Annotated in this window: 11 protein-coding genes; 5 read left to right on the plus strand and 6 right to left on the minus strand. The window is 69.0% G+C overall.

Going from position 1 to position 21,077, the window contains the following annotated elements; all coding sequences use genetic code 11:
• Nucleotides 1–6 precede the first annotated feature (6 nt).
• Complete coding sequence (locus NK1_RS05780) at nucleotides 7–3,180, plus strand: carboxyl transferase domain-containing protein (protein WP_063007497.1); 3,174 nt, start codon at nucleotides 7–9, stop codon at nucleotides 3,178–3,180.
• Nucleotides 3,181–3,205: 25 nt separating this feature from the next.
• Here the strand turns inward: NK1_RS05780 and NK1_RS05785 are convergent, their stop codons facing one another.
• Together NK1_RS05785 and NK1_RS05790 are read right to left on the minus strand one after the other, a co-directional pair.
• Entirely contained in the window at nucleotides 3,206–4,018 is an 813-nt protein-coding gene (locus tag NK1_RS05785) for an SAM-dependent methyltransferase (protein WP_218023059.1), read from the minus strand.
• A gap of 153 nt (nucleotides 4,019–4,171) precedes the next feature.
• The gene (locus NK1_RS05790; protein ID WP_245660359.1) at nucleotides 4,172–5,314 is read right to left on the minus strand and encodes a coiled-coil domain-containing protein; all 1,143 of its coding nucleotides are present in this window, start codon (nucleotides 5,312–5,314) and stop codon (nucleotides 4,172–4,174) included.
• Nucleotides 5,315–5,788: 474 nt separating this feature from the next.
• On the opposite strand from NK1_RS05790, the gene NK1_RS05795 reads away from it, so the two are divergent.
• Nucleotides 5,789–6,367, plus strand: a complete 579-nt coding sequence (locus NK1_RS05795; RefSeq protein WP_063007499.1) for a DinB family protein — start codon at nucleotides 5,789–5,791, stop codon at nucleotides 6,365–6,367.
• 36 nt (nucleotides 6,368–6,403) lie between these two features.
• Here the strand turns inward: NK1_RS05795 and NK1_RS05800 are convergent, their stop codons facing one another.
• Together NK1_RS05800 and NK1_RS05805 are read right to left on the minus strand one after the other, a co-directional pair.
• Nucleotides 6,404–6,691: a response regulator transcription factor gene (locus NK1_RS05800; RefSeq protein ID WP_167354223.1), complete on the minus strand. Its 288-nt coding sequence runs from the start codon at nucleotides 6,689–6,691 to the stop codon at nucleotides 6,404–6,406.
• 282 nt (nucleotides 6,692–6,973) lie between these two features.
• Nucleotides 6,974–8,449 (minus strand): MFS transporter, encoded by a 1,476-nt coding sequence (locus tag NK1_RS05805; RefSeq protein ID WP_063007501.1) that lies wholly within the window; start codon nucleotides 8,447–8,449, stop codon nucleotides 6,974–6,976.
• 122 nt (nucleotides 8,450–8,571) lie between these two features.
• On the opposite strand from NK1_RS05805, the gene NK1_RS05810 reads away from it, so the two are divergent.
• Nucleotides 8,572–9,177: a TetR/AcrR family transcriptional regulator gene (locus tag NK1_RS05810; RefSeq protein ID WP_063007502.1), complete on the plus strand. Its 606-nt coding sequence runs from the start codon at nucleotides 8,572–8,574 to the stop codon at nucleotides 9,175–9,177.
• Here NK1_RS05810 and NK1_RS05815 read toward each other — a convergent pair.
• Together NK1_RS05815 and NK1_RS05820 are read right to left on the minus strand one after the other, a co-directional pair.
• On the minus strand, nucleotides 9,131–11,647 hold the full coding sequence (locus tag NK1_RS05815) for an FAD-dependent monooxygenase (RefSeq protein ID WP_063007503.1): 2,517 nt from the start codon (nucleotides 11,645–11,647) through the stop codon (nucleotides 9,131–9,133). The two genes, NK1_RS05810 and NK1_RS05815, sit on opposite strands and share 47 nt — an antisense overlap.
• 35 nt (nucleotides 11,648–11,682) lie before the next feature.
• Nucleotides 11,683–18,942, minus strand: coding sequence for a non-ribosomal peptide synthetase (locus NK1_RS05820; protein WP_063007504.1), 7,260 nt, complete (start codon nucleotides 18,940–18,942; stop codon nucleotides 11,683–11,685).
• Between the two features lie 506 nt (nucleotides 18,943–19,448).
• On the opposite strand from NK1_RS05820, the gene NK1_RS05825 reads away from it, so the two are divergent.
• A complete protein-coding gene (locus NK1_RS05825; protein ID WP_063007564.1) occupies nucleotides 19,449–20,210 on the plus strand; it encodes an enoyl-CoA hydratase in 762 nt (253 codons plus the stop codon).
• Between the two features lie 85 nt (nucleotides 20,211–20,295).
• Nucleotides 20,296–21,072 (plus strand): PaaI family thioesterase, encoded by a 777-nt coding sequence (locus NK1_RS05830; protein ID WP_063007505.1) that lies wholly within the window; start codon nucleotides 20,296–20,298, stop codon nucleotides 21,070–21,072.
• Nucleotides 21,073–21,077 lie beyond the last annotated feature (5 nt).

A 21,077-nucleotide genomic window follows, 5' to 3' on the forward strand; every position in this document is an offset into this window, starting at 1 on the left:
GGCGGTATGCAGGTGGTGGTGGCGAACCGGGGTGAAGTGGCGGTCCGTGTGTTGCGTACGGCGCGAGAGCGCGGCTACGGCACTCGGGCGTTGTCGACGGCGGACGAACCGGACGCGATGCCGGTGCGGCTCGCCGACGAGGCGGTCCGGCTCCCCGGCGCGGGAGCCGCGGCCTACCTCGACATCGACGCCGTCGTCGCGGCCGCCGGCAGTGCCGGACCGGGTGCGCTGGTCCATCCGGGATACGGATTCCTCAGCGAGAGCGCCGATTTCGCGGCCGCGTGCGCGGCGGCGGGTCTGGTGTTCGTCGGGCCGGATCCGGAGGTGCTGCGGATTTTCGGCGACAAGGTCGCCGCGCGGCGCGCCGCGGAACAGGCCGGTGTCGCGGTACTGCCCGCCACCTCCGGCGCCGCCGGGCCCGAGCAGATCGAGGCGCTGCTCACCGCCCACCCCGAGGGCGTGATGATCAAGGCGACCGCCGGTGGCGGCGGCCGCGGCATGCGCGTGGTGCGCCGTCGCGAAGAGCTGGCGCAGGCCTATGCGCACTGCCGGGCCGAGGCACGCGCGGGTTTCGGCGACGACACCGTCTACGCCGAAGCGCTGGTCGAACACGCCCGCCACATCGAAGTGCAGATCGTGGCCGATGGTTCGCGCGCGGTCGCCCTCGGCGATCGTGACTGCAGCGTGCAGCGGCGCCGTCAGAAACTGATCGAGATCGCGCCCGCGCCCTCCCTCGCGCCGGACCTGCGTGAGCGCCTGCACGCCGAGGCGGTACGACTGGCCGAAACGGTCGGCTGCCGGGGTGTGATCACCGTCGAATTCCTGGTGCGCGACGACACCGCCTGGTTCCTGGAGGTCAATCCGCGGTTGCAGGTCGAGCACACCGTCACCGAGGAGGTGACGGGCTCGGATCTGGTGGCCGTGCAGTTCGATCTCGCGCAGGGCCGCACTCTCGACGATCTCGAGCTGCCGGCCACCGCCCGCGGATATGCGATACAGGTGCGTGTCAATGCCGAAATCCTCAGCGCGACAGGCGATGTCCTGCCCAGTACCGGTGTGCTCACCCGGTTCACCCCGCCGACCGGATCCGGTGTGCGCGTCGACACCGCCGCCTACAGCGGTATGCGCCAAGGCGCCGGTTTCGATTCCCTGCTGGCCAAGATCATCGCGCGCGGACCGACCTTCCCGGCGGCGCTGCGGCGGGCCGCCGACGCCTTGGCCGAAACCACGATCGACGGCGTAGACACCACGGTCGCACTGCAATGCGCCGTCCTCGACACCTTGCCCGGCGACACCACGGTCGACACGCTGTGGTTCGAACGCCACAGCGCCGAATTGGCCGCCCGGGCCGAGGAATCGGCCTCCCCGCCGGCGCCGCCGGTCCACACTGCGCCGGTGGCGGTGGACCGGTACGACGGCGACGAGCAGGTGCTGCGCTCACCGATGGGTGGCACGGTGATCAGTGTCGTCGAACCGGGCACGGTGGTGGCCGCGGGTGCCGAGGTCGCCGTCGTCGAGGCGATGAAGATGCATCACGTGGTCCGCGCCGCGCAGCCGTTGCGGGTGATGCGGATTCTCGCCGAGCCCGCGACGGTGGTGGATCCGCATGCGGCGCTGCTGGTGTGGGACGACGCGGATCACGACGGCGAGGACGCCGACGTCACGGCCGTGGATCTCGACGCCGAACGCGAAGATCTGGCGCAGGTGCGGGACCGCCACCGTGCCGGACTCGACGAGGCACGCCCGGAGGCGGTCGCCAAACGGCACCGGCTGGGCCGCCGCACCGCCCGCGAGAACATCGCGGATCTGGTGGACGACGACAGCTTCATCGAATACGGGGCGTTGGCCGTGGCGGCGCAACGGTCCCGGCGCAGCATCGAGGATCTCATCGCGAATACGCCGGCCGACGGGCTCGTCGCCGGGATCGCGACCGTCAACGCCGCCCGGTTCGGTCACGACCGTGCGCGGGCGGTGGTGATGTCCTACGACTACACGGTGCTGGCCGGCACCCAGGGCATGCGCAATCACGCCAAGACCGACCGGATGCTGGAACTGGCACGCGAACAACGACTTCCGGTGGTGTTCTTCACCGAGGGCGGCGGCGGCAGGCCCGGCGACACCGATCACTCGGGCATCTCGGGCCTGGACGTGACGACCTTCCGCGCGATGGCCGCGCTGTCGGGCACGGTCCCGCTGATCGGCATCGTGTCCGGGCGTTGCTTCGCCGGTAACGCGGCGCTGCTCGGCATGTGCGACGTCGTCATCGCCACCCCCGACGCCAATATCGGCATGGGCGGGCCCGCGATGATCGAGGGCGGTGGCCTGGGTGTCTACGCGCCGGAGGAGATCGGTCCCGCGCGGGTGCAGCGCCGCAACGGTGTGGTGCACATCGTCGCGGCCGACGAAGCCGAGGCGGTGGCGATCGCCCGCGACTATCTCGGCTATTTCCAAGGGATCGTGGACACGTGGGAGGAGCCGGACCCGCGACTGGCGCGCCATGTGGTGCCCGAGGATCGGCTGCGGGCCTACGACATCCGTGCGGCCGTGGCCGCGATCGCCGACACCGGTTCGGTCTTGGAATTGCGCCGCGACTGGGGCGTGGGCGTGGTCACCGCTTTGATCCGCGTACAGGGCAGACCCTTCGGGCTCATCGCCAACGACTGCCATCACCTCGGCGGCGCGATCGACGCCCCCGCCGCCGACAAACTCAGCGCCTTCCTGCGGTTGTGCGACGCACACGGTCTGCCCATCGTATCGCTGTGTGACACACCGGGTTTCATGGTCGGGCCGGAGGCCGAAACGCATGCCACGGTGACGAAGTTCAGCCGCCTGTTCATCGACGCGGCCGCCATGTCGGTGCCGTGGGGCACCGTCATCCTGCGCAAGGGCTACGGCTTGGGCGCGCAGGCGATGGCGGCCGGCTCGTTTCGCGCTCCCCGGTTCGTCGTCGCCTGGCCCACGGGGGAAATCGGCGGGATGGGTCTCGAGGGAGCGGTGCGGCTGGGCTTCGCGAAGGAACTGGCGGCGATCGAGGATCCGGTGCAGCGCAGTGCCGCGTTCGACAATCTGGTGCGCGCGGCCTACGAGAGCGGGAAGGCGCTCACCGCCGCGACGGTGCTCGAGCTCGACGATGTGATCGATCCGGCGCAGACGCGCCGCTGGATCGGCACCCTGCGCTGAGCGCGGGCGCCGATCCCTGTGCGGCTCAGGCGGATTTGCGGGCCAGCCCCGCGACGATCAGCTGCTCCCACACGCTGAGTTCGCGGCCGTTGCCGGAATCGTCGGCGGCCGACTCGGGCCACCAGCGCGCGCACGGCTGCAGGCCCGGATCGATCAGTTCCAAATCGCCGAACAGTGCCTCGATCTCGTCGTCGTTGCGCCAGCGACCGCGGCCGAAGGCGTCGAGCACCTTCCGCTCGGTGGTGTTGGTCTCGCGGTTGTGCCCGGAACGGAAATGCGAGATGTAGACCTGGCTGCCGGCCGGAACACGGGCGGCCCAGTCGCCGACCACACCGACCGGATTCTCGTTGTCCTCCACGAAGGCCAGCACGACGCCGAACAACAGGCCCACCGGTTCGTCGAAGTTGATCAGCCGGTTCACATCGGCATGGTCGGCGATATCCGAGACCTGGCACAGGTCACGACCCAGCACCGCGATCCGGTCGTCGATCGACAGCAACGCGCGGCCGTGGGCGACGACGAACGGATCGTTGTCGACGTAGACGATCGGCGCGTCGGGGTGCTGGCGGCGCACCACGTCGTGCACGTTCTCGGTGGTGGGCAGTCCGCATCCCAGATCGATGAACTGACGAATTCCGTTGGCGCACATACTGCGTACGGCGCGGAGTGTGGCCGCGCGGGCGGTGATCGCCACCTGCTCGGAACCGGGCAGGAAGTCGATGAAGTAATCGGCGAGGTTCTGGTCGACGCCGTAGTTGTCGCGCCCGCCGAGGATGTAGTCGTATACCCGTGCCACGCTCGGCCTTGCTTGCCGCGCTCGCATGGCGTCGTCGTTCACTTGTCACCTCTCGATTCCCACGACGCCCGTCGCAGCCGTGGCTGATTCAGTTGTCGAGCATAGCGGTCGGCCCCCACCGAAGCCGACGATCGACTCGGTCTCGGCGTGGTTTTCGAGACCTGTCGCCGGTTGATTGCGCGAATGTTCACCACATCAGCGGGGATCGGCCATTTCTGGTGCGTCAGTGCCGGATTCACGCGCATCGGCGGTCCGCGTGCCGGTGCGCCGCGACAGCTCGGCATCGAGTTGCGCCTCGGCGCGTTCGGCGCGGGCCAGGGTCTGGCGGCGCGCGTCCTCGACCGCCGCCAGCCGGGCCGCGGTCTGCTGTGCGACATGTTCGGCGGCCGCGGCGGCTTCGGCGCGCACGGCGGCGATATCGTCGGCGGCGCGCTGTTGTGCTGCAGTCGCCTCCGCGCGCATCCGGTCGATGTCGCCGCGGGCCCGGACCAATTCCGCCCTGACCTCGTCCAGGGTCCGGTTGCGTTCGGCGACAGCCGATTCGGCGCGCTCGATGGCGCGTTCGGCGTCGGCGGCGCGCTGGACGGCCAGGTCGCGTTCGGCGCCGGCGGCGGTGATGCGCTGGGCACTGTCGCGACGCACCTGTTCGAGCTCGGCGGTGAACGTGGTGCGCGCCAGGTCGGTCTGTTCGGCGGCCTGCCGCCGCGCCTCCTCGACGTCGTGGGCACACTGTGCGCGAACCGCGCGGATTTCGGCATCGGCCTCGGTGTGCGCGGCGAAGACGTCGTCGGCCGCCTGTTTGCTGACGCGCTGCACTTCGCGCAGTGCGTCGTCGCGGGCGGTGAGCGCCTCCGCGATGCGTGCCTCGGCGGACTCGGCGGCCGCGGCGGCGTCCTCGGCCGCAGATTCCGCTGCGGCGCGGGCTTCCTCGGCCTCGCGCCGCGCCTTCTCCGCCGCCACGGTCGCCACCTCGGCTTCGGCGATGCGGCGCGCGGCGTCGGCCTGCACGGCCTGGACCTGCGCCTCCGCCACCGAGGGGTCGGCCAGAGTCGACAATTCGGCCACGGCTACCGACAACGTATTGCTCAGCTGATCGGCCAGGGTCCGGAACTGAGTGAGCATCTCGTCGGCCCGCAACCGAGCGGCGGTCACCGGGCCCGGTTGCGTCACAGTGACGTTCGTCTCCGGCTCCTCACCCTCCTGCTGACGACGCTGCCGCTCCCGCCATGCCCGCCATCGGGTGTGCTCGGGGTGGTCGCAATATTCCGAGGGCCGTCCCGGCGTTCCGCCGCGAGTGATGGTGCGCGTACAGCCCGGGTAGTTACAGATGCTCGACACAAGGGAATCGTAGCGTTGGTTTCGTTGTATCCAACGGAACGACACGAAACGAAAGGGTTTGGAGGCCAGATGATTCCGCTGTGTCCTGACCGCCGATAAGTGAACCTTATCGGAGGTCGGACCCGTACTTCTCCGTCGAATCCACTCCGGCTGTTACGTTTACGTTTGGTCGCAACCAACTAAACGAAACCCCAACGCAAACGCCGAAAAACTGTGCTCGGCGGTACGCGCGTACCAATCGCCTCTGGGGCCGGTCAGAAGTTTCGGGCGCAACACCGGACGGGTGCCGGCGACTCATGGATTTCCGGATTGCGACAGCGCCGCATCTCGTCAGCGGCGGGGCGGGCGACCAGGATGAGGTGATGACCGAGAGCGCTGGCCGTGAGTTTCTTCCGCCGGCGACAAGCGGACATGATCCGACCTAGTTCTCTGCGATCGTCGGTGCCGAGTCGACAACAACCCGAAAGGACCACGATGACCATCGAGAACACCCCGGCGACCGCACTCGACGGCGAACGGGCCGATCTGCTCGCCCAGCTCGCCGCCGCACGCAGCGCCTTGCGCGCCACCGTCGACGGGCTGACCGACGAGCAGGCCGGCGCGCATCCCACCGTCAGCGCACTGTCGTTGGGCGGGCTGGTCAAACATGTGGCGGCCATGGAGGACAACTGGCTGCGGTTCGTCGTGGAGGGCCCCTCCGCGATGAACTACGAGCTGCCCGAAGGCGTCACCTGGGCGGAGTTCGCCGCCGGCACCGCGCGGGAGTATCCGCAGTGGGCGATCGACCACCGCAACACCTTCGTGATGCTGCCCGGCGAAACACTTGCCGGCCTCCTGGCCCGCTACGAGCAGATCGCCGCACGCACGCAGGAGATCATCACCGGTGTACCGGACCTCGGGGTCACTCATCCACTTCCGGAGGCGCCGTGGCACGAGGCGGGCGGGGTGCGCAGTGTGCGGCGGGTCCTCATGCATCTGATCGCCGAGACCGCGCAGCACGCCGGGCACGCGGATATCCTGCGTGAGTCGTTGGACGGCCGAACCTCGAGTTGAACCTCGAAACGTGTTCGGGCTCCGGCGGATCGTGGCTCAGGCGGATTTGGTGTGCAGGAGCGGGCTGGACTGGTCCCGGCTCCCTCGAACGTCCGAGGTCAACTGGAACGCATACGAGACGAGACCGGCCTGAAGCCGGGATTCCACACCGAGCTTCGCCAGGATATGGGTGATATGTGCTTTGACGGTGCGCTCGGCGATGTCGAGTTGTTTCGCCATGGTGCGGTTGGAATTTCCCGCGCCCAGCATCAGGAACACATCGAGTTCCCGCTCGGACAGGTTCTGCACACGGTCGATCCGGTCGTTCCAGCGGTCGGCTGCCACCGGAGTCCGTTGTCCGATCGCGGTCACCGCGGACCCGGCCCCTGCGACGTCCGCCCCCGCGGTGGCGAGCCCCGATGAAACGTTATCCATCCTCGACATCCCCCACGCTCGAACGCTTCATGGATTCATCCGACGGACCGTGCCGATTTCCGCGGGCACAGCAAGGTCGATGACCCAAAATTACCACGCCCCAACTTAATTGGTTCAGCCGTGAATTCCCGGGGCAGGGAAGAAGAATCGCGGCTCTTCTCGGCGCGGGCCGGATCAACCGGGTCGGACCGGCTAACTCCGAGCGGTCAGGTCGGCCCGCGCCTGCTCGTCCGGCTCCGGAGACGCTACGGCACCGGCCGTCCGGGTCGGGGTGAGGAACGCCGCGACGACGGTGCAGACCGCGAGCAGAATCACGGTGAGGTACAAGGAGTCGGTCAGGGCCGAGGAGTACGGCGCCTTGACCGCGTCGGGAAGGGCGCCGGCTTCGCCGGTCGAGGTGGGCAGCGAATGCGCCGCCATGCGCGCGGTCAGCAGTGCCCCGATTCCGGCACTACCGAGCACGGAGCCGACCTGGCGGGTGGTGTTGTAGATGCCCGAAGCAGCACCCATCCGCTCCAGCGGCAGGCTCCGCAGCGCGGTCGCCGGCAGCGGCGCCCAAATGCAGGAACTGCCGATGCCGCACACCACAGACATCACGCACATCCACGCGATGGGGCCGTGCGGGGTGGCGAGACCGACGAACCACAACACCGCCGCGGTGAACACGGCGAAGCCGAATGTCAGCAGATAGCGCGGCGGCACCTTGTCGGAGAGCTTGCCGACAACCGGCGACAGGACGCCGGAAACGACTGCCATCGGGGCGAATACCAGCGCCGCCCGGGTCGGGGACAGATCACGAACGGTCTGCAGATAGAAGTACGACGGCACCATCTGTGCCGTCGTCGCGGCGGCCAGCGCCGCGGTCGCGACGTTGCCGAGCGAGAAGTTGCGGTTGCGGAACAGGCTCAGCGGCACCAGCGGTTCGATCGTCGCCCGGTTCTGGTAGACCAGGAACGAGGCGAGAACCACGAGACCGCCGACGATCAATCCCCACACCCAGCCCGCCCAGTGATAGCTGTTGCCCTGCTGGATACCGAACACCAACGCCGTCATTCCGATCGCGACGGCAATCACTCCGGGGATGTCGAAGCGGTGACGGTTGGTCGGCAGCACCGGAATCAGCCACGCGCCCAACGCGAACGCGATCAATCCGATCGGCACGTTGACATAGAAGATCCACTGCCAACCGCCGTTGTCGATGAGCGCACCGCCGAAGATCGGCCCGACCAGCGTCGCGATGCCCGCGACCGCACCCCATACGCCCATCGCCGCACCGCGCTTGTCCCACGGGAAGATGCGGCCGATCACCGCCATCGTCTGTGGCGCCATCAACGCCGCGCCGAGACCTTGCACAGCTCGCGCCGCGATCAGCGATCCGATGCTGCCCGCCCAGCCGCACCACAGCGACGCCAGCGTGAAAACCGCCAGGCCCCCCAGGTAGAGATATTTCGGTCCGAACCTGTCGCCGAGGCGACCGGTGATGAGCAGCGGCACCGCGAAGGTGAGCAGGTAGGCGCTGGTCACCCAGATCACCTTGGACATGTCGGTGTGCAGTCCGTTCATGATCGCCGGGTTCGCCACCGCGACGATCGTCATGTCCAGCAGGATCATGAAGTAGCCCACGCACAGCGCGCCGAGCGCCCCCCAAGGGTTACGTTCCGTTGTCATGTCCGCGTCCTCAATTTCTTTGTCGGCTGACACAGAATAGGTAGCAGCGCCTCGGAAGCCACGTCAAGAGATATCTTGAACGGGCAACACATATTTGGTGTGATCAGGGAAGGTGGTAGGTGATGGGAGAGCGTGGTCGTCCCCGGGGCTTCGACCGCGACGCCGCGCTGCGGCAGGCGATGATGGCGTTCTGGAACGACGGGTACGAGGCGACGTCGATGTCCGACCTCACGGCCGCGATGGGAATCGCCTCGCCCAGCATCTACGCCTGCTTCGGTTCCAAGGAGCAACTCTTCCGTGAGGCTGTCGAGCTCTACGATTCGATCGCGGGCTGTCCGGCGCGCCAGGCGCTCGATCGCGCGCCCGGCGCCCGGGAGGCGGTGGACGAAATGTTGTCCACGAGTGCCGATTTCTACACCGATCCCGCGACTCCGCCGGGATGTATGGTCGTGATGGCCACCACGTGGAGCGCGCTGAGCCCGGATGTCCGGGCGCACCTCGCCGACCTTCGGCGCGGTATGCAGGCCGCGATCGCCGCCCGGCTGCGACGCGCCGTCGCGGAGGGCGATCTTCCGGACGACGCGGCGGTGGACACGATGGCCGCCTTCTACACCACGGTCCAGCAGGGCATGTCGATCCAGGCCCGCGACGGTGCCACCCGCGCCGACCTGGACGCCGTCGTCACTGCCGCGATGTCGGCATGGGACGGCCTGGCAGGCCGGCGCTGACGACGCTGCGCAGCGCCTCGACGAGGGCATCGGCCAGTGCCTGCGCGCGAGCGGCGGACAGCAGCCCTTCGACATAGCCCAGATGAAGCGACAATTCGTCCGATCCGAGTCCGACGGTGAGCATCAGCAGACCGCTGATCGACATACCGGAGACGAATTCGGCGCCGGTGACCTCCCACTCGCCGATGCGCTCCGGGAAGTTCCGGGTGTCCACCACCGTCATGCACAGATTGCCGGGGCCGTGGGCATCCAGTTGCGCGACGACCCGGTCCACCCGGTCCGGCGTCTCGGGCATCATATGCGCGATCCCGAGCAGGCCCCCGAGATGCCGGCGTTGCCGCACCCGCGCGGCGAATTCGGTTTCGAAGCCGGCCGCTGCCTCCCACAGCGGCGGCCCGGCGGCGATGGGGACGGCGATCATCGCCTGGTACGCCCCGGTGCGGGTGTCGTCCAGCGGAGGGTCCAGATGCTCCCGGAACTGCACCGAGACGCCGATCGGGTAATGCGCATGCGCCGCACCGGTATCCGCCGCGGCGGCCCGCGCGAGCGCGGCGGCCACCAGACTCTCCGGCAGCACCTCGTGCTCGCGGCAGGCCGCCAGCAACGCCCGATACTCGGATCCGCCCACCGCCCGGCGCGTCGCTCTGGTGAAACGCTGCGCCGGTCGCACCTCGGCCTCGACTGCCAGACGCACGAGGTTCAGCCGTTCGTCGGCCTGGGCGGCCGCCATCGAGCGGCCCAGGGCCGCGCGCTGACCGTCGGTATCCCGGAATTGTCCGGGCAGCAGGTCTTCCGGTGCGGCGGGAGCCGGAATCTCCGGCACCCAGCCGGTCGTACCGGCGGCGGCGAACTCCAATACCTGGCGGGCGAACGACAGTGTCGTCACCGCGTCCGCGATGGTGTAGACCGAGGTCAGGATCAAGTCGTGCACACCGGGCGCGGCGGTGACCAGCGTGGCGCGCAGCAGTGGCGCTTCACCCGATCCGGATGTGCTGCCCGCGAAGCGTTCCCGCAGTTCGGTGTCGATCTGCGCGGTCCAGTCGCCGGATGTGACCTCTCGCAACGGAATCGGCTGTACGGCGAACGGCACGAACAGTGGGTTGCGGCCCTCGTCACTGCGCACCGCGGCGTGCAGCATCGGGTGGCGCCGGGCCAGCGCGGCCAGACCTGTGCGCACCGCATCGGCGGTCAGATCTCCCGCGACACGCACCCGGGACACGATGTGCAACGGTGCGACCCGGTCCACGGTCCAATGCCAGCGTTCCAGGGCGGACAGCGCACGCGGTAGCGCGGCGGCCGTGTCCGGGTCGCCCAGGCCCGGCCAGGTCATCGGCTCGAGACTGCGGGTGTGGCCGTCCGCGCTCGACATGTAGCGGTCGCGCGCCGCGACGCGGTCCGGGTCGACGGTCTGCTCGAGTTCGCCGAGTTTGCGCGATTCGTCGACGAACATGGTGGTGCGCGGAATCCGGCGCCGCTCGTAGGCCCGCAGCGCGGTCTCGGCGTCGTCGTGGGTGGCGAGTGCGTGTGCCAGCACGATCGCGTCCTCGATCGCGGCGTTCGCGCCCTGGCCGAGGCTGGGCAGCATCGGATGGGCGGCGTCACCGAGCAAGGTGACTCGCCCGCTCCCCCAGGCCGGCAGTACGGGCCGGTCCTGCGCGGGCAGCGCCAGGATATCGGCTTCCGGTGTGTCGGAGATTATTTCGCGAATTTCCGGCGCCCAGTCCGCGAACCGGGCCAGCAGGTCGTCCTTGCCGTGTGGCCAGTCCGCGGCCAGTTCGCCGGTGGTGGTTTGCGTGCCCCACCAATAGATGCGGCCCCCGCCGAGGTCGCTGATACCGAACCGCTGTCCGGTGCCCCAGTATTGGACCGACTCACCCACCTCGACGAATCGGCGATCGAACCGGGCCAGCGCGAGCCAGCACACGAATTCCCCGGGGCGCGGGGCCGAGTGGCCGTGCAGCCGGCCACGAATCGTGGAGTTGATGCCGTCCGCACCGATCAGCACGTCCGCGCTCAGCGTGCGGCCGTCGGCCAGTTCCACCTCGACCGCGTCGCCGGTTTCGGTGAATCCGAGCACGTCGGCGTCCAGTTCGACCCGCAGATCGTCGCCGCAGGCGCGTAGCAGGACGTCGTGCAGATCGGGCCGGGCCAGGACCACGGCCGGTGCGCCCAGCAGGGCCTCGGTCGGCGCCACATCGACGCGGCGCATGACCGAGCCGTCCGGGCGGCGATAACTGGCCGACAACGCCTGCCCGCCGACTCGCAGAAGTTCCTCGTCGATGCCGAGGTCCAGGGTGCGCAGCGCGTTCATCGCGTTGGACTGCAGCGACAGCCCGAATCCGGCCGCGCGCAACGTCGGGCCGCGCTCGCACAACACCACGTCGATGCCGGCCCGGCGCAGCGCCGCCACGGTGATGAGACCACCGATGCCGGCTCCGACGACTATCGCGGACTTGACAGAAGAATTCACGGAATGTCCTTGCTGGATAAGAGGATCCGGAGGTGTCATGCGGAGGGTGTCGCGGCGGGGTCCAGTACCAGGGCGAGCTGGGCGGCGACCTCGGCGACCTGTGGCGGCTGAATCAGCGTGAGATGGTCCCCGGGCACCGCGATCACCTCGAGACGACCCGCGGCGTAGGTGTCCCAGCCGTTGGTCGGATCCCGATGCAATGTCCCGACCCGATCGTGTCGCAGCCGCAGCACCGGCGGCAGCGGCTCGGTGGCGCGCAGCAGGGTCATGGTGCCGGCGTAGGCCTGCGGTCGATAGCCGACGAATGCCCGCCAATTACCGACGAAGACGTCGAACAGGCGCCGGACCAGTTCCCGGGAACCGGCCGACGGCAGCACACCCGCCTCGACGGCGGTGGCGAGCATGAAATCGAAGACCTGATCGTCGGTTTCGAGCTCGGCGGGGATCGCCACCACCGCCGCGTCCGCGCCACGGGCCAGCAGCAGCAGTTCCCACAGGAAGAACTCCTGCAGTCTGCGCTCGGCCACCGGGAGCGGGTCGCCGTGCCGAACGGTCATGGCGTCGATCAGCACCAGCGTGTCCACCTCGTGGCCGGCTCGCGTCAGCTGCTGGGCCATCTCGAAGGCCATCATGCCGCCCAGCGACCAGCCGCCCAGGTGATAAGGGCCCTCCGGTTGCACTCGGCGGATCGCCTCGATGTAGCCGCGCGCGATCTCCGGCATCGAGGCGGCCACGGTGCTGCCCGGCCGCAGACCCGCGGCCTGCAGACCGTAGACCGGCCGTCCCGCGGGTAGCTGTTGGGCCAATTCCACATAACACAGCACGTTTCCGCCGATCGGAGGCGCGAGGAACAGCGGCGCGCCGTCACCGTCGCGCAGCGGGACCAGCGGGTCGAAACCGGTATCCGGGCGTTCACGCAGATGCTCGGCCAGCGCAGCCACCGTGGGACCGGTCGCCAGTGCCGACACCGGCAACGCCACACCGTATCGCTGCTCGATGGACACGATCAGCCGCACGGCGGTCAGCGAGTTCCCGCCCAGGGCGAAGAAGTCGTCGTGGACTCCGATGTCGGTCAGACCGAGAGTGTCGGCCATGAGCGCGGCCACCGCCGACTCGACGGGAGTGCGCGGCGGCACTCGACCGCCCAGTTCCACGGCCGGCAACGTCATGGTGGCCAGCACCGCGTCGGCCCGCTTCCCGCTGGGGGTCGACGGCAACGCGTCCAGCCAGACCAGACGGCTCGGGATCATGTACTCGGGCAGCCATTCCCGCAACGCGGCGAGAAGGCCCGCCTCGTTCACTCCGGCGCGCGAACCGACCAAGAATCCCACCAGCTGGGTATGCGCACTCGAACCGCCGACACCGTCGTGCGCCACGACCGCCACCTCGGTGACGCCCGGCAGCGCCGCGGTGACCCGGCGCAGCGCCAGCTCCACCTCCATCGGTTCCACCCGATGACCGCGAATCTTGACCTGACCGCCGCGGCGGCCGTCGGCGACCACCTCACCGCCGGGCAGCCGTCGGCCGATATCACCGGTGCGGTAGACCCGCGCGCCCACCGCGCGAGGATCCGGCCGGAAGGCGGCGGCGGTGAGCTCCGGTCGACCGAGATAGCCGTCGGCGAGGCAGAGCCCGCCGAGATAAATCTCGCCGGGCACGCCGTCGGGTACCGGGAGCATGTTCTCGTCCAGTACCAGGATCTCGGCATTGTCGATCGCGGTGCCGATCGGCGGCAGCGCGGGGAACCGGGCCGTGTCGCCGGTCATGGTGTAGCGGGTCGCCACGTGAGTTTCGGTGGGCCCGTAGTGGTTCTCCAGGACGACACCGGAGCCCGCGGCACACAGGGCGCGGATCTCGTCGGTCACCCGCAGCTGTTCGCCGGAGGAGATGATCACCCGCAGTCCGGCCGGTGCGGTGCCCAGCCGCGCCGCGGCCTCGGCCAGTTGCTGCAAGGCGACGTAGGGCAGATACACCCGCTCGGCGCCGGTGGCTGTCAGCAGACCGGGCAGCGCGGGCAGGTCGCGGCGCTGTTGCTCGGTGAGCATGATGAGCCGCCCGCCACCGCACAGCGTGGAATAGAGCTCCTGGAACGAGACATCGAACGACAGTGGCGCGAATTGTGTTGTGGCCGGGGCTCGTCCGGTTTCGGGCAGCAGGCCGCTGGGTGCCGCGAGCTGGCCGCCGATCAGATTCGCCAGCGCTCGATGCGGCATGACCACACCTTTCGGAGCACCGGTCGAGCCGGAGGTGAACAGCACGTATGCGGTCGCGGACGGGTCGACGGCCGGCAGGTCCGCCGAGACCGGCGAGTCCATCAGATCGCTTAGGCGAATTCGCGAATACTGGTGCGGCACAGACGTTTCCTCACCGGAGCCGGTGATCACCGCGAACGGGCGAGCCTGTTCCAGCATCGCGTGCAGCCGCGAGGTCGGATAGCTCGGGTCCAGGGGAACACACGCCGCGCCGGCTTTGGCAATGCCCAGCACCGCCGCTACCAGCTCGATCGAGCGGTCCATCGCGAGCGCGATCCGGTCGCCCGGTCGCGCTCCGCGCGCCACCAGCGCCGCGGCGATCCGGCCCGACACTTCCGCCAGCCTCGCATAACTCGTGGTGTGCGAACCGAATTCGACCGCGATCGCGTCCGGCACACGCGCCACGCACGCATCGAACAGGTCCATCACGGTGGTCGCGGTATCGCCGCGCGGGACCGGAGCCGAAGTCGGCGTGCGTGAGGTGAAGGCGACCGGGACGGTGGGATCGCCGGTGAGCCGCGACAGTACCGACAGGTAGGTGTCGCCGATCATGGTCAGCTGATCGGGGGTGTAGAGGGCGGGATCGCCGTCGATGCGTAACGACAGGCTGCCATCGGCGGGGCTTCGCGCCGCGTTCAGCAGCAGCGCGAAATTGGTGTCCTCACGGATGTCGACGTCGAGCAGTTCCACGTCCAGGGCCCGCACGGCCGCACCGAAGGCATGGAAGTGGATGTAGTTGAAGGCGGTGTCCAGCGTCACGCCGATGTCGTGCTGGATTTCGGCGAGCGGAAAACGCCGGTGCGGCGCGCTGTTGCGCTCTTGATCGAACAGCGCGGTCAGGATCTCGTGCGGGCTGCGGCCGCCGAAGTCCAACCGGAACGGCACCGTATTGAGGAACAGCCCGATCATGCGTTCAGCCTCGAGCAGCTCGGGCCGGCCGTGGGTGACGACCCCGGTGGTGACGTCGGTCCGCCCGGACAGCAGGCCCACGGTGCACAGGTGTGCGGCCAGCAGCACGGTCTTCAGTGGCAGGTGCATGGCGGCGGCCACCTCGTCGACGCGCGCCCGGAGCGCCGCGGGAATCGACACCGACCGCGACAGGCGGGCGCTCGCCGGCGAGCCCGCTCGCGCCGGTTCGGCCGGAGCGGGATCGGCCGTGACGTGCGGGCGCATACCCGGGATGCGGGTGGATTCCGCACCGGCCAGCAGTTCCCGCCAGTACCCGCGATCGGCCGGGTCGCTGATCGAATCCTGTTCCGCGCGCACATATTCGGCGAACGACGGCAGATCGGACCCGGCAGCCGGACCGGAGCCGGTGGCGAGCGCGCGATAGTCGCCCAGCAATTCCGACAGCAGTGTGGAAACGCTCCAGCCGTCGAGGATCGCATGGTGGAACGACAGCACCAGATCGATCCGGTCGGCACGCCGGAAGACCGCGACATGGAACAGACCGGGCCGCTCGAAGCGGTACGGCTCCCAGCGGTGGTGGGCGACGTGGTCGGCCACGATCGCGTCGGCCGCTTCGGATTCGACCGCCCGCAGGTCGGCGATCGTCAACGGCGGTTCCAGCTGCGGGTGCACCAGTTGCAGCGGCTCGGAATAGGAGGCCGGATCGAAGGAGGTACGCAGCATCGGATGCCGGGCGACGGCCTGTGCCAGCGCGGTCCGCCAGGCCGGCTCATGCCAGTCCATCCGCAGCGAATACCGGAAAACGTCTTGGTAGAGCGGTGATCCGGCGCGTTCGCGACTGTGGAACAGCATGCCCAGCTGCAGCCTGGTCAGCGGATAGGCGTCGACCACATGGCCGAGCCCGGCGCGGTCGATCACCGCCACGAGCTCGAACGGTGTGACCGCCGTCGTGGCGGCCGCCCCGATATGGACGCGGTCGGCCAGTTCGGCGATGGTGGGCGACTCGGCGAGATCACGCGCGCTGAACAGCAGTCCGCGCGCCTGGGCGCGGGCTCGTACCCGCAGCAGCAGGATGGAATCGCCACCCAGGTCGTAGAAGTTGTCGGTCACCGAGACCGAGTCGCGGTCGAACACCTCGCTCCACACGTGCGCGAGCTGCTTCTCCACCCGGGTCCGTGGCGCACGGTGCGCGACGGCTTCCCGGCCGCGGCGGACGGCGGTCAGCGCGGAGCGGTCGGTCTTCCCGCTGGGGGTCAGCGGAATCGCCGCGACCGCGATGTATTCGGCCGGAATCATGAACGCGGGCAGTGTCTTCGCGAGCCCGGCACGCAGCGCGGCGGGGTCGAACACGTCCTGGGGCACACAGTAGGCGGCCAGATATCGACCGCGATGGGCCGAGTGCAGGTCGATGACCGCCGCGGCCGAGATGCCGGGCAACATCGCCAGCGCGTTCTCGACCTCGCCCAGCTCCACCCGATTTCCGCGGATCTTCACTTGCCGGTCGATCCGGCCGAGGTACTCGAGTTCACCGTGGGCCAGCCACCGGGCCAGATCGCCGGTTCGGTACATCCGTTCACCCGGGTGGAACGGGTCGGCGACGAACTTCTCCGCGCTCAACTCCGGGCGGTCGTGGTACCCGCGCGCGACACCCGCGCCCGCGACGCACAGTTCGCCCGGCACCCCCACCGGCTGCGGTTGATCGCCGGAGCCGAGGACATACAGCCGGGTGTTGTCGATCGGGCGGCCGAGCGGCACCCGCGTTATCGGCAGCTCCGGATCGGTGGGGCAGTCGTAGTAGGAGACGTCGACGGTCGCCTCGGTCGGGCCGTAGAGATTGACCAGCCGCGGGGCGTGGGCACCGAGCCCGGCGAAGGTCCGGTTCCACCGGGAAACCTGATGCGGCAGCAGCGCTTCCCCACTGCAGAACGCGATTCGCAGCCCGGCCGCCCGGGACACCAGGGATGCGTCGGATTCCAGCAGGTCCAGCAACGGCGTGAGCATCGACGGCACGAAATGCAGCACCGTGACACCGAAATCGCCGATGGCGTCGAGAATGTCGCTCGGATCCTTTTCACCACCGGGTCGCAACAGCGCTACCCGCGCACCGGCGAGCCCCCACCAGAACAGTTCCCATACCGACACGTCGAACGAGGACGGCGTCTTCTGCAGGATCACATCCGACGGCCCGAGCGGGTACCGGCGCTGCATCCAGCTCAGCCTGTTGATCACCGAATGATGCTCGACGGCAACGCCTTTCGGCTTGCCGGTGGAGCCGGAGGTGTAGATCAGATAGGCCAGGTCGGTGCCGCCGGGCACCGGTTCGGGGCGCGGTCCGGCCAGTGCGACACCGGCCGGCCAGCGGTCGGAGGTCAGCACCGGGGCAGCGGCGTGCGGGATTGCCGCCGCACCGGCGGCGTCGGTCAGCACGACGACGGCGGCACTGTCGGTGAGCAGATACTCGACCCGCTCGGCCGGGTAGCCGGGGTCGATCGGAACATAGGCGGCCCCCGCGTGCATGGCCGCCAGGATCGCGATCACCATGTCCGGCCCGCGCTCGAGCATGACGGCGACCGGATCCCCGGTGCGGACCCCGTTCTCGCGCAACAGCAACGAGAGCGCCACCGTGCGATCGGCGAGCCGGCGATAGGTGAGATGGGTGTCGGCTGTGCACAGGGCCACCGCGTCCGGAATACGTTCGGCCTGGGCCAGCACCGCACCGACCACACTCGCCTGCCGGTCGTAGGTGCGGGCGGTGGCCCGGTCCCGGTCGATCAGCACGTCGGCGACGGCGGCCGGCACCACCGGCAGCACTGTGGGGTCGGCGTCGGGCGCGGCTATTCCGGCCTCCAGCAGCGTGGTCAGCCCGGCGACGACGGACTCGATGGTGTAGTCGGCGTCGAAGACGTCCGCGGCGTGGTCCAGCCGGATTCGGAGCGGGCCGTCATCGTCGACCTCCATGATCGTCCAGGCCAACGTGTTGGGGCTGTAGCCCTGCCAGTTCGACGACGCGGAATCGGCGAAGGAGGTCGACACCGATTGTTGCGCCACCGGTTCGAGTCCCTCGACCCGGCTGAGATTCGCCGGCAGCCGCAGGTAGGAAACGGTCACGTCGAACAGTTGACGGGCCGGATCGCCGCCCCGGCGCAGTTCGGCCACCAGGTCGCCGAGTGGATAGCGCTGATGCTGCTTCATCTGGCGCACATCGGCTTTCACCGCCTCGACCAGATCGGCGACCGTGCGGTGCGCGGTGATCCGGATCGGCAGGGGCAGGGTGTTGGCGAAGTTTCCGACGGCGGCCAGCTCGGCCGGATTGTTGCGATTGCTGAACGGGACGCCGAGGACGACCTCCTCGGTCCGCAGCACCCGCGAGAGATAGACCCCGAGCATGGCGCACAGGTATGGGTACAGGGAGATGCCGGCCGCCCGGGCGCGGTCGACCAGCGCCCGATCGAGAGTGAATCCGCGGGTGAGGATCGGAGAGAGTTCGTCGGTGTCGCGCCGGCGGTCGAACAGCGCCGGGGTGACACCACGCAATCGGGTTACGAGAGCGTCGCGATCGAGGCGGTACTGCTCACTCGCTCGGTAATCGCGTTCGTAGGCCAGGCACTCGACGAAGGAGGAGCCCGGCAGCTCGGGCCGGTTTCCGGTCCCGGTGGTCGCCGCGTAGTCGGTCAGCAGCTCGGCGCGGAAGTTGCGCAGACCGGTGGCGTCGACCATCAGGTGGTGAGCGGCGGCGACCAGGTAGCAGGACGTATCGCCGGCGCGAAGGATGGCGAAACGGAAGGGTTCCGGGCCGGTCACATCGATCGGCGAGCGGGTGATCTCGTGAATGTGTTGCTGCGCGGACGATTCCGGGTCGGCGTCGTCTGCGACGTCGAGCACGACCACCGGCGGGGTCCAATCGGCCGACAGCTCCTGATAGGGAACGCCGTCGAGGACGCCGTACCGCAACCGGAGGCCGTCGTTCCTTGCCAGGGTGCGCCGCGCCGCCGCCACCAGCTCCGCGAGGTCGACCGGAAAACTCAGGTGCCACACCGCACAGCAGAGATAAGTGGGCAGGCCCGGATGGAGTTCGGCGATCGACCAGATATCGCGCTGGTAAGCGGTGAAGGGCACACGTACGGGAACGGACATGAACAACCCCCGGATGGAGCAGGTGAATAGGACGAAATCCGAACCGATCCAGCGCAGAGATATGGTGATCCGGGTTTCGAACGAATACGCTCGACGAATATGCTCACATCGAGCATTCACGTTGCGACACTGCAACGACCAAGCGCTCGCTTGTATTGATGACCAAAGTAATCCGGCGCAGATGGTGTGTCAATGCCGGTCCGCCGGCGCTCGGCCGGACTGCGTTGCGGTGCAGGACATTTCACACCTGCGGTTACAGCAATGCCCGGTCCGCTCGGTATTGTCCCAAGGTGCCATGCCCTAAAGTCTTATATACAAAAGTATGCGCCGGCTTCTAATTTCGACACTGCACGTAACTGCCTACTACTCGAATTCCGGTAAAGCATTTCGGTCCGCTTTTCCGGTCTTTCATGTGATTCGCCGGAAAATGCGCGGACCGACCCTTTCGGATCAGCCGGCGCTACCGGCGAGAGGGTGTGCCGCCGACACTCCCCTACGATGACGCCATGGCGGAGATCACGATGGAGCGGCGCGATACGGTCGCAGTGGTGACGGTATCGGACCCGCAGCGCCGGAATGCGTTGACACTCGGGCTGTCCGAGCAGCTGGCGGCGGCGATCGCCGAGGCGGAGGCCGATGCCGGGGTGCACGCGGTGGTGATCACCGGGTCTCCCCCGGCATTCTGCGCGGGCGCCGACCTCAGCGCACTAGGCGAGGCGGCGGAGGAGGGACTGCGAGCCATCTACGCCGGATTCCTCGCCGTGGCCGAGTGTTCGTTGCCCACCGTGGCGGCGGTGGGCGGGGCCGCGGTCGGCGCGGGACTGAATCTGGCCCTGGCCGCGGATGTGCGCCTCGCCGGGCCGCGCGCCCGGTTCGATGCGCGATTCCTGCGGCTGGGCATCCATCCGGGCGGCGGGATGACGTGGATGTTGCAGCGCGCCGTCGGTGCGCAGCGGGCTGCGGCCATGACGCTGCTGGGCGAGATCCTCGATGCCGACGCGGCGCACAGTGCGGGCTTGGTGCATCGTGTCGTGCTCGGTGACCACGACGACTTGGTGTCCGCCGCAGTCGAATTGGCGGCCGGCGCGGCCGAGGCGCCGCGCGAGTTGCTGATCACCACCAAACGCACCATGCGCCACACGCGCACACTGGACTCGCACGCAGAGGCCGTCGACGCGGAGATCGTGCCCCAGGTGGCATCGCTGGATTCCGCGGAATTCGCCGCCCGCCTCGCCGCGATGAAGGCGCGTATCAGCGCTCCGCGATAGCCGACGAGAATGCGATTCTCCTTGAAGTAGAATCGAAGCGCTCGCGTGTGGCCCGGCCGGGGCGCACCGGACCGGAGGAGATGCCGTGAGTGTCGAAAGCAGACTGTCCCCGCGCCGCCACGTGCTGCTCGAACTCGGCTTCGCCACCCGGCGCGCCGGCGACGAGGTGCACGGATCCGCGACCATCGTGCCGGAACTGCACGCGCCGGGAACCACGCATCTGCGCACCTCCATCCTCGCCACCTGGGCCGATACCGTGGCCGGGCTGCTGGCGTCGCTGGTGATGCATCCACGGGTCCCGGTGACCCTGGAACTCGACGTCCACCTCTACCGGCCCGCGCCCGCCGCCGGGCACCTCGAGGCGATCGGCCGCACGGTGAAGGTGGGCCGGTCGGTCTTCGTGGCCGAGATCGACTTCGCCGTCGACGGCGAACCGCTGGCCTTGGCCGGTGCCTCCTTCATGGTCGCACCCGACCCGGATCTGCAACTTCCCCGCGCGCTCAGCCTCGATATGCCGGCCGGGCGCGACCGGCTCGCCACTCCCCTGGCCGAACGCCTGGGCTGCGAACGCGTGTGCCCCGGCGTGGCCGTACTCCCGCGCACCGACGAGGTGCTCAACGCCGCGGGCAGCGTCAACGGCGGCCTCATCGCCGTCGCGGCCGAGGAAGCCGTGCTGTCGCTGGCTCCGGGCGACAGCCTCGGCTTCCTCGGTCTGCGCTATCTGCAACCGGCCAAGGTGGGGCCGGTGACGGCCACCGCGACGCTGCGCGGTGGCGTCGGACGTGTCGATCTGCGCGACACCGGCAGCGACGACCGTCTCGCCACCATCGCCACCGCCCGCACCTTCGGTGCCGCGTCCTAGCTCCG

The sequence above is a fragment of the Nocardia kruczakiae NBRC 101016 genome (assembly GCF_001612965.1).
GTDB lineage: Bacteria > Actinomycetota > Actinomycetes > Mycobacteriales > Mycobacteriaceae > Nocardia > Nocardia kruczakiae.

Excerpts from the sequence above, each read along its gene's own strand:
- NK1_RS05820 (WP_063007504.1), bottom strand. The coding sequence starts at position 18,942 with ATGTCCGTTCCCGTACGTGTGCCCTTCACCGCTTACCAGCGCGATATC.
- NK1_RS05810 (WP_063007502.1), top strand. The coding sequence starts at position 8,572 with ATGGGAGAGCGTGGTCGTCCCCGGGGCTTCGACCGCGACGCCGCGCTG.
- NK1_RS05805 (WP_063007501.1), bottom strand. The coding sequence starts at position 8,449 with ATGACAACGGAACGTAACCCTTGGGGGGCGCTCGGCGCGCTGTGCGTG.
- NK1_RS05795 (WP_063007499.1), top strand. The coding sequence starts at position 5,789 with ATGACCATCGAGAACACCCCGGCGACCGCACTCGACGGCGAACGGGCC.
- NK1_RS05780 (WP_063007497.1), top strand. The coding sequence starts at position 7 with ATGCAGGTGGTGGTGGCGAACCGGGGTGAAGTGGCGGTCCGTGTGTTG.
- NK1_RS05825 (WP_063007564.1), top strand. The coding sequence starts at position 19,449 with ATGGCGGAGATCACGATGGAGCGGCGCGATACGGTCGCAGTGGTGACG.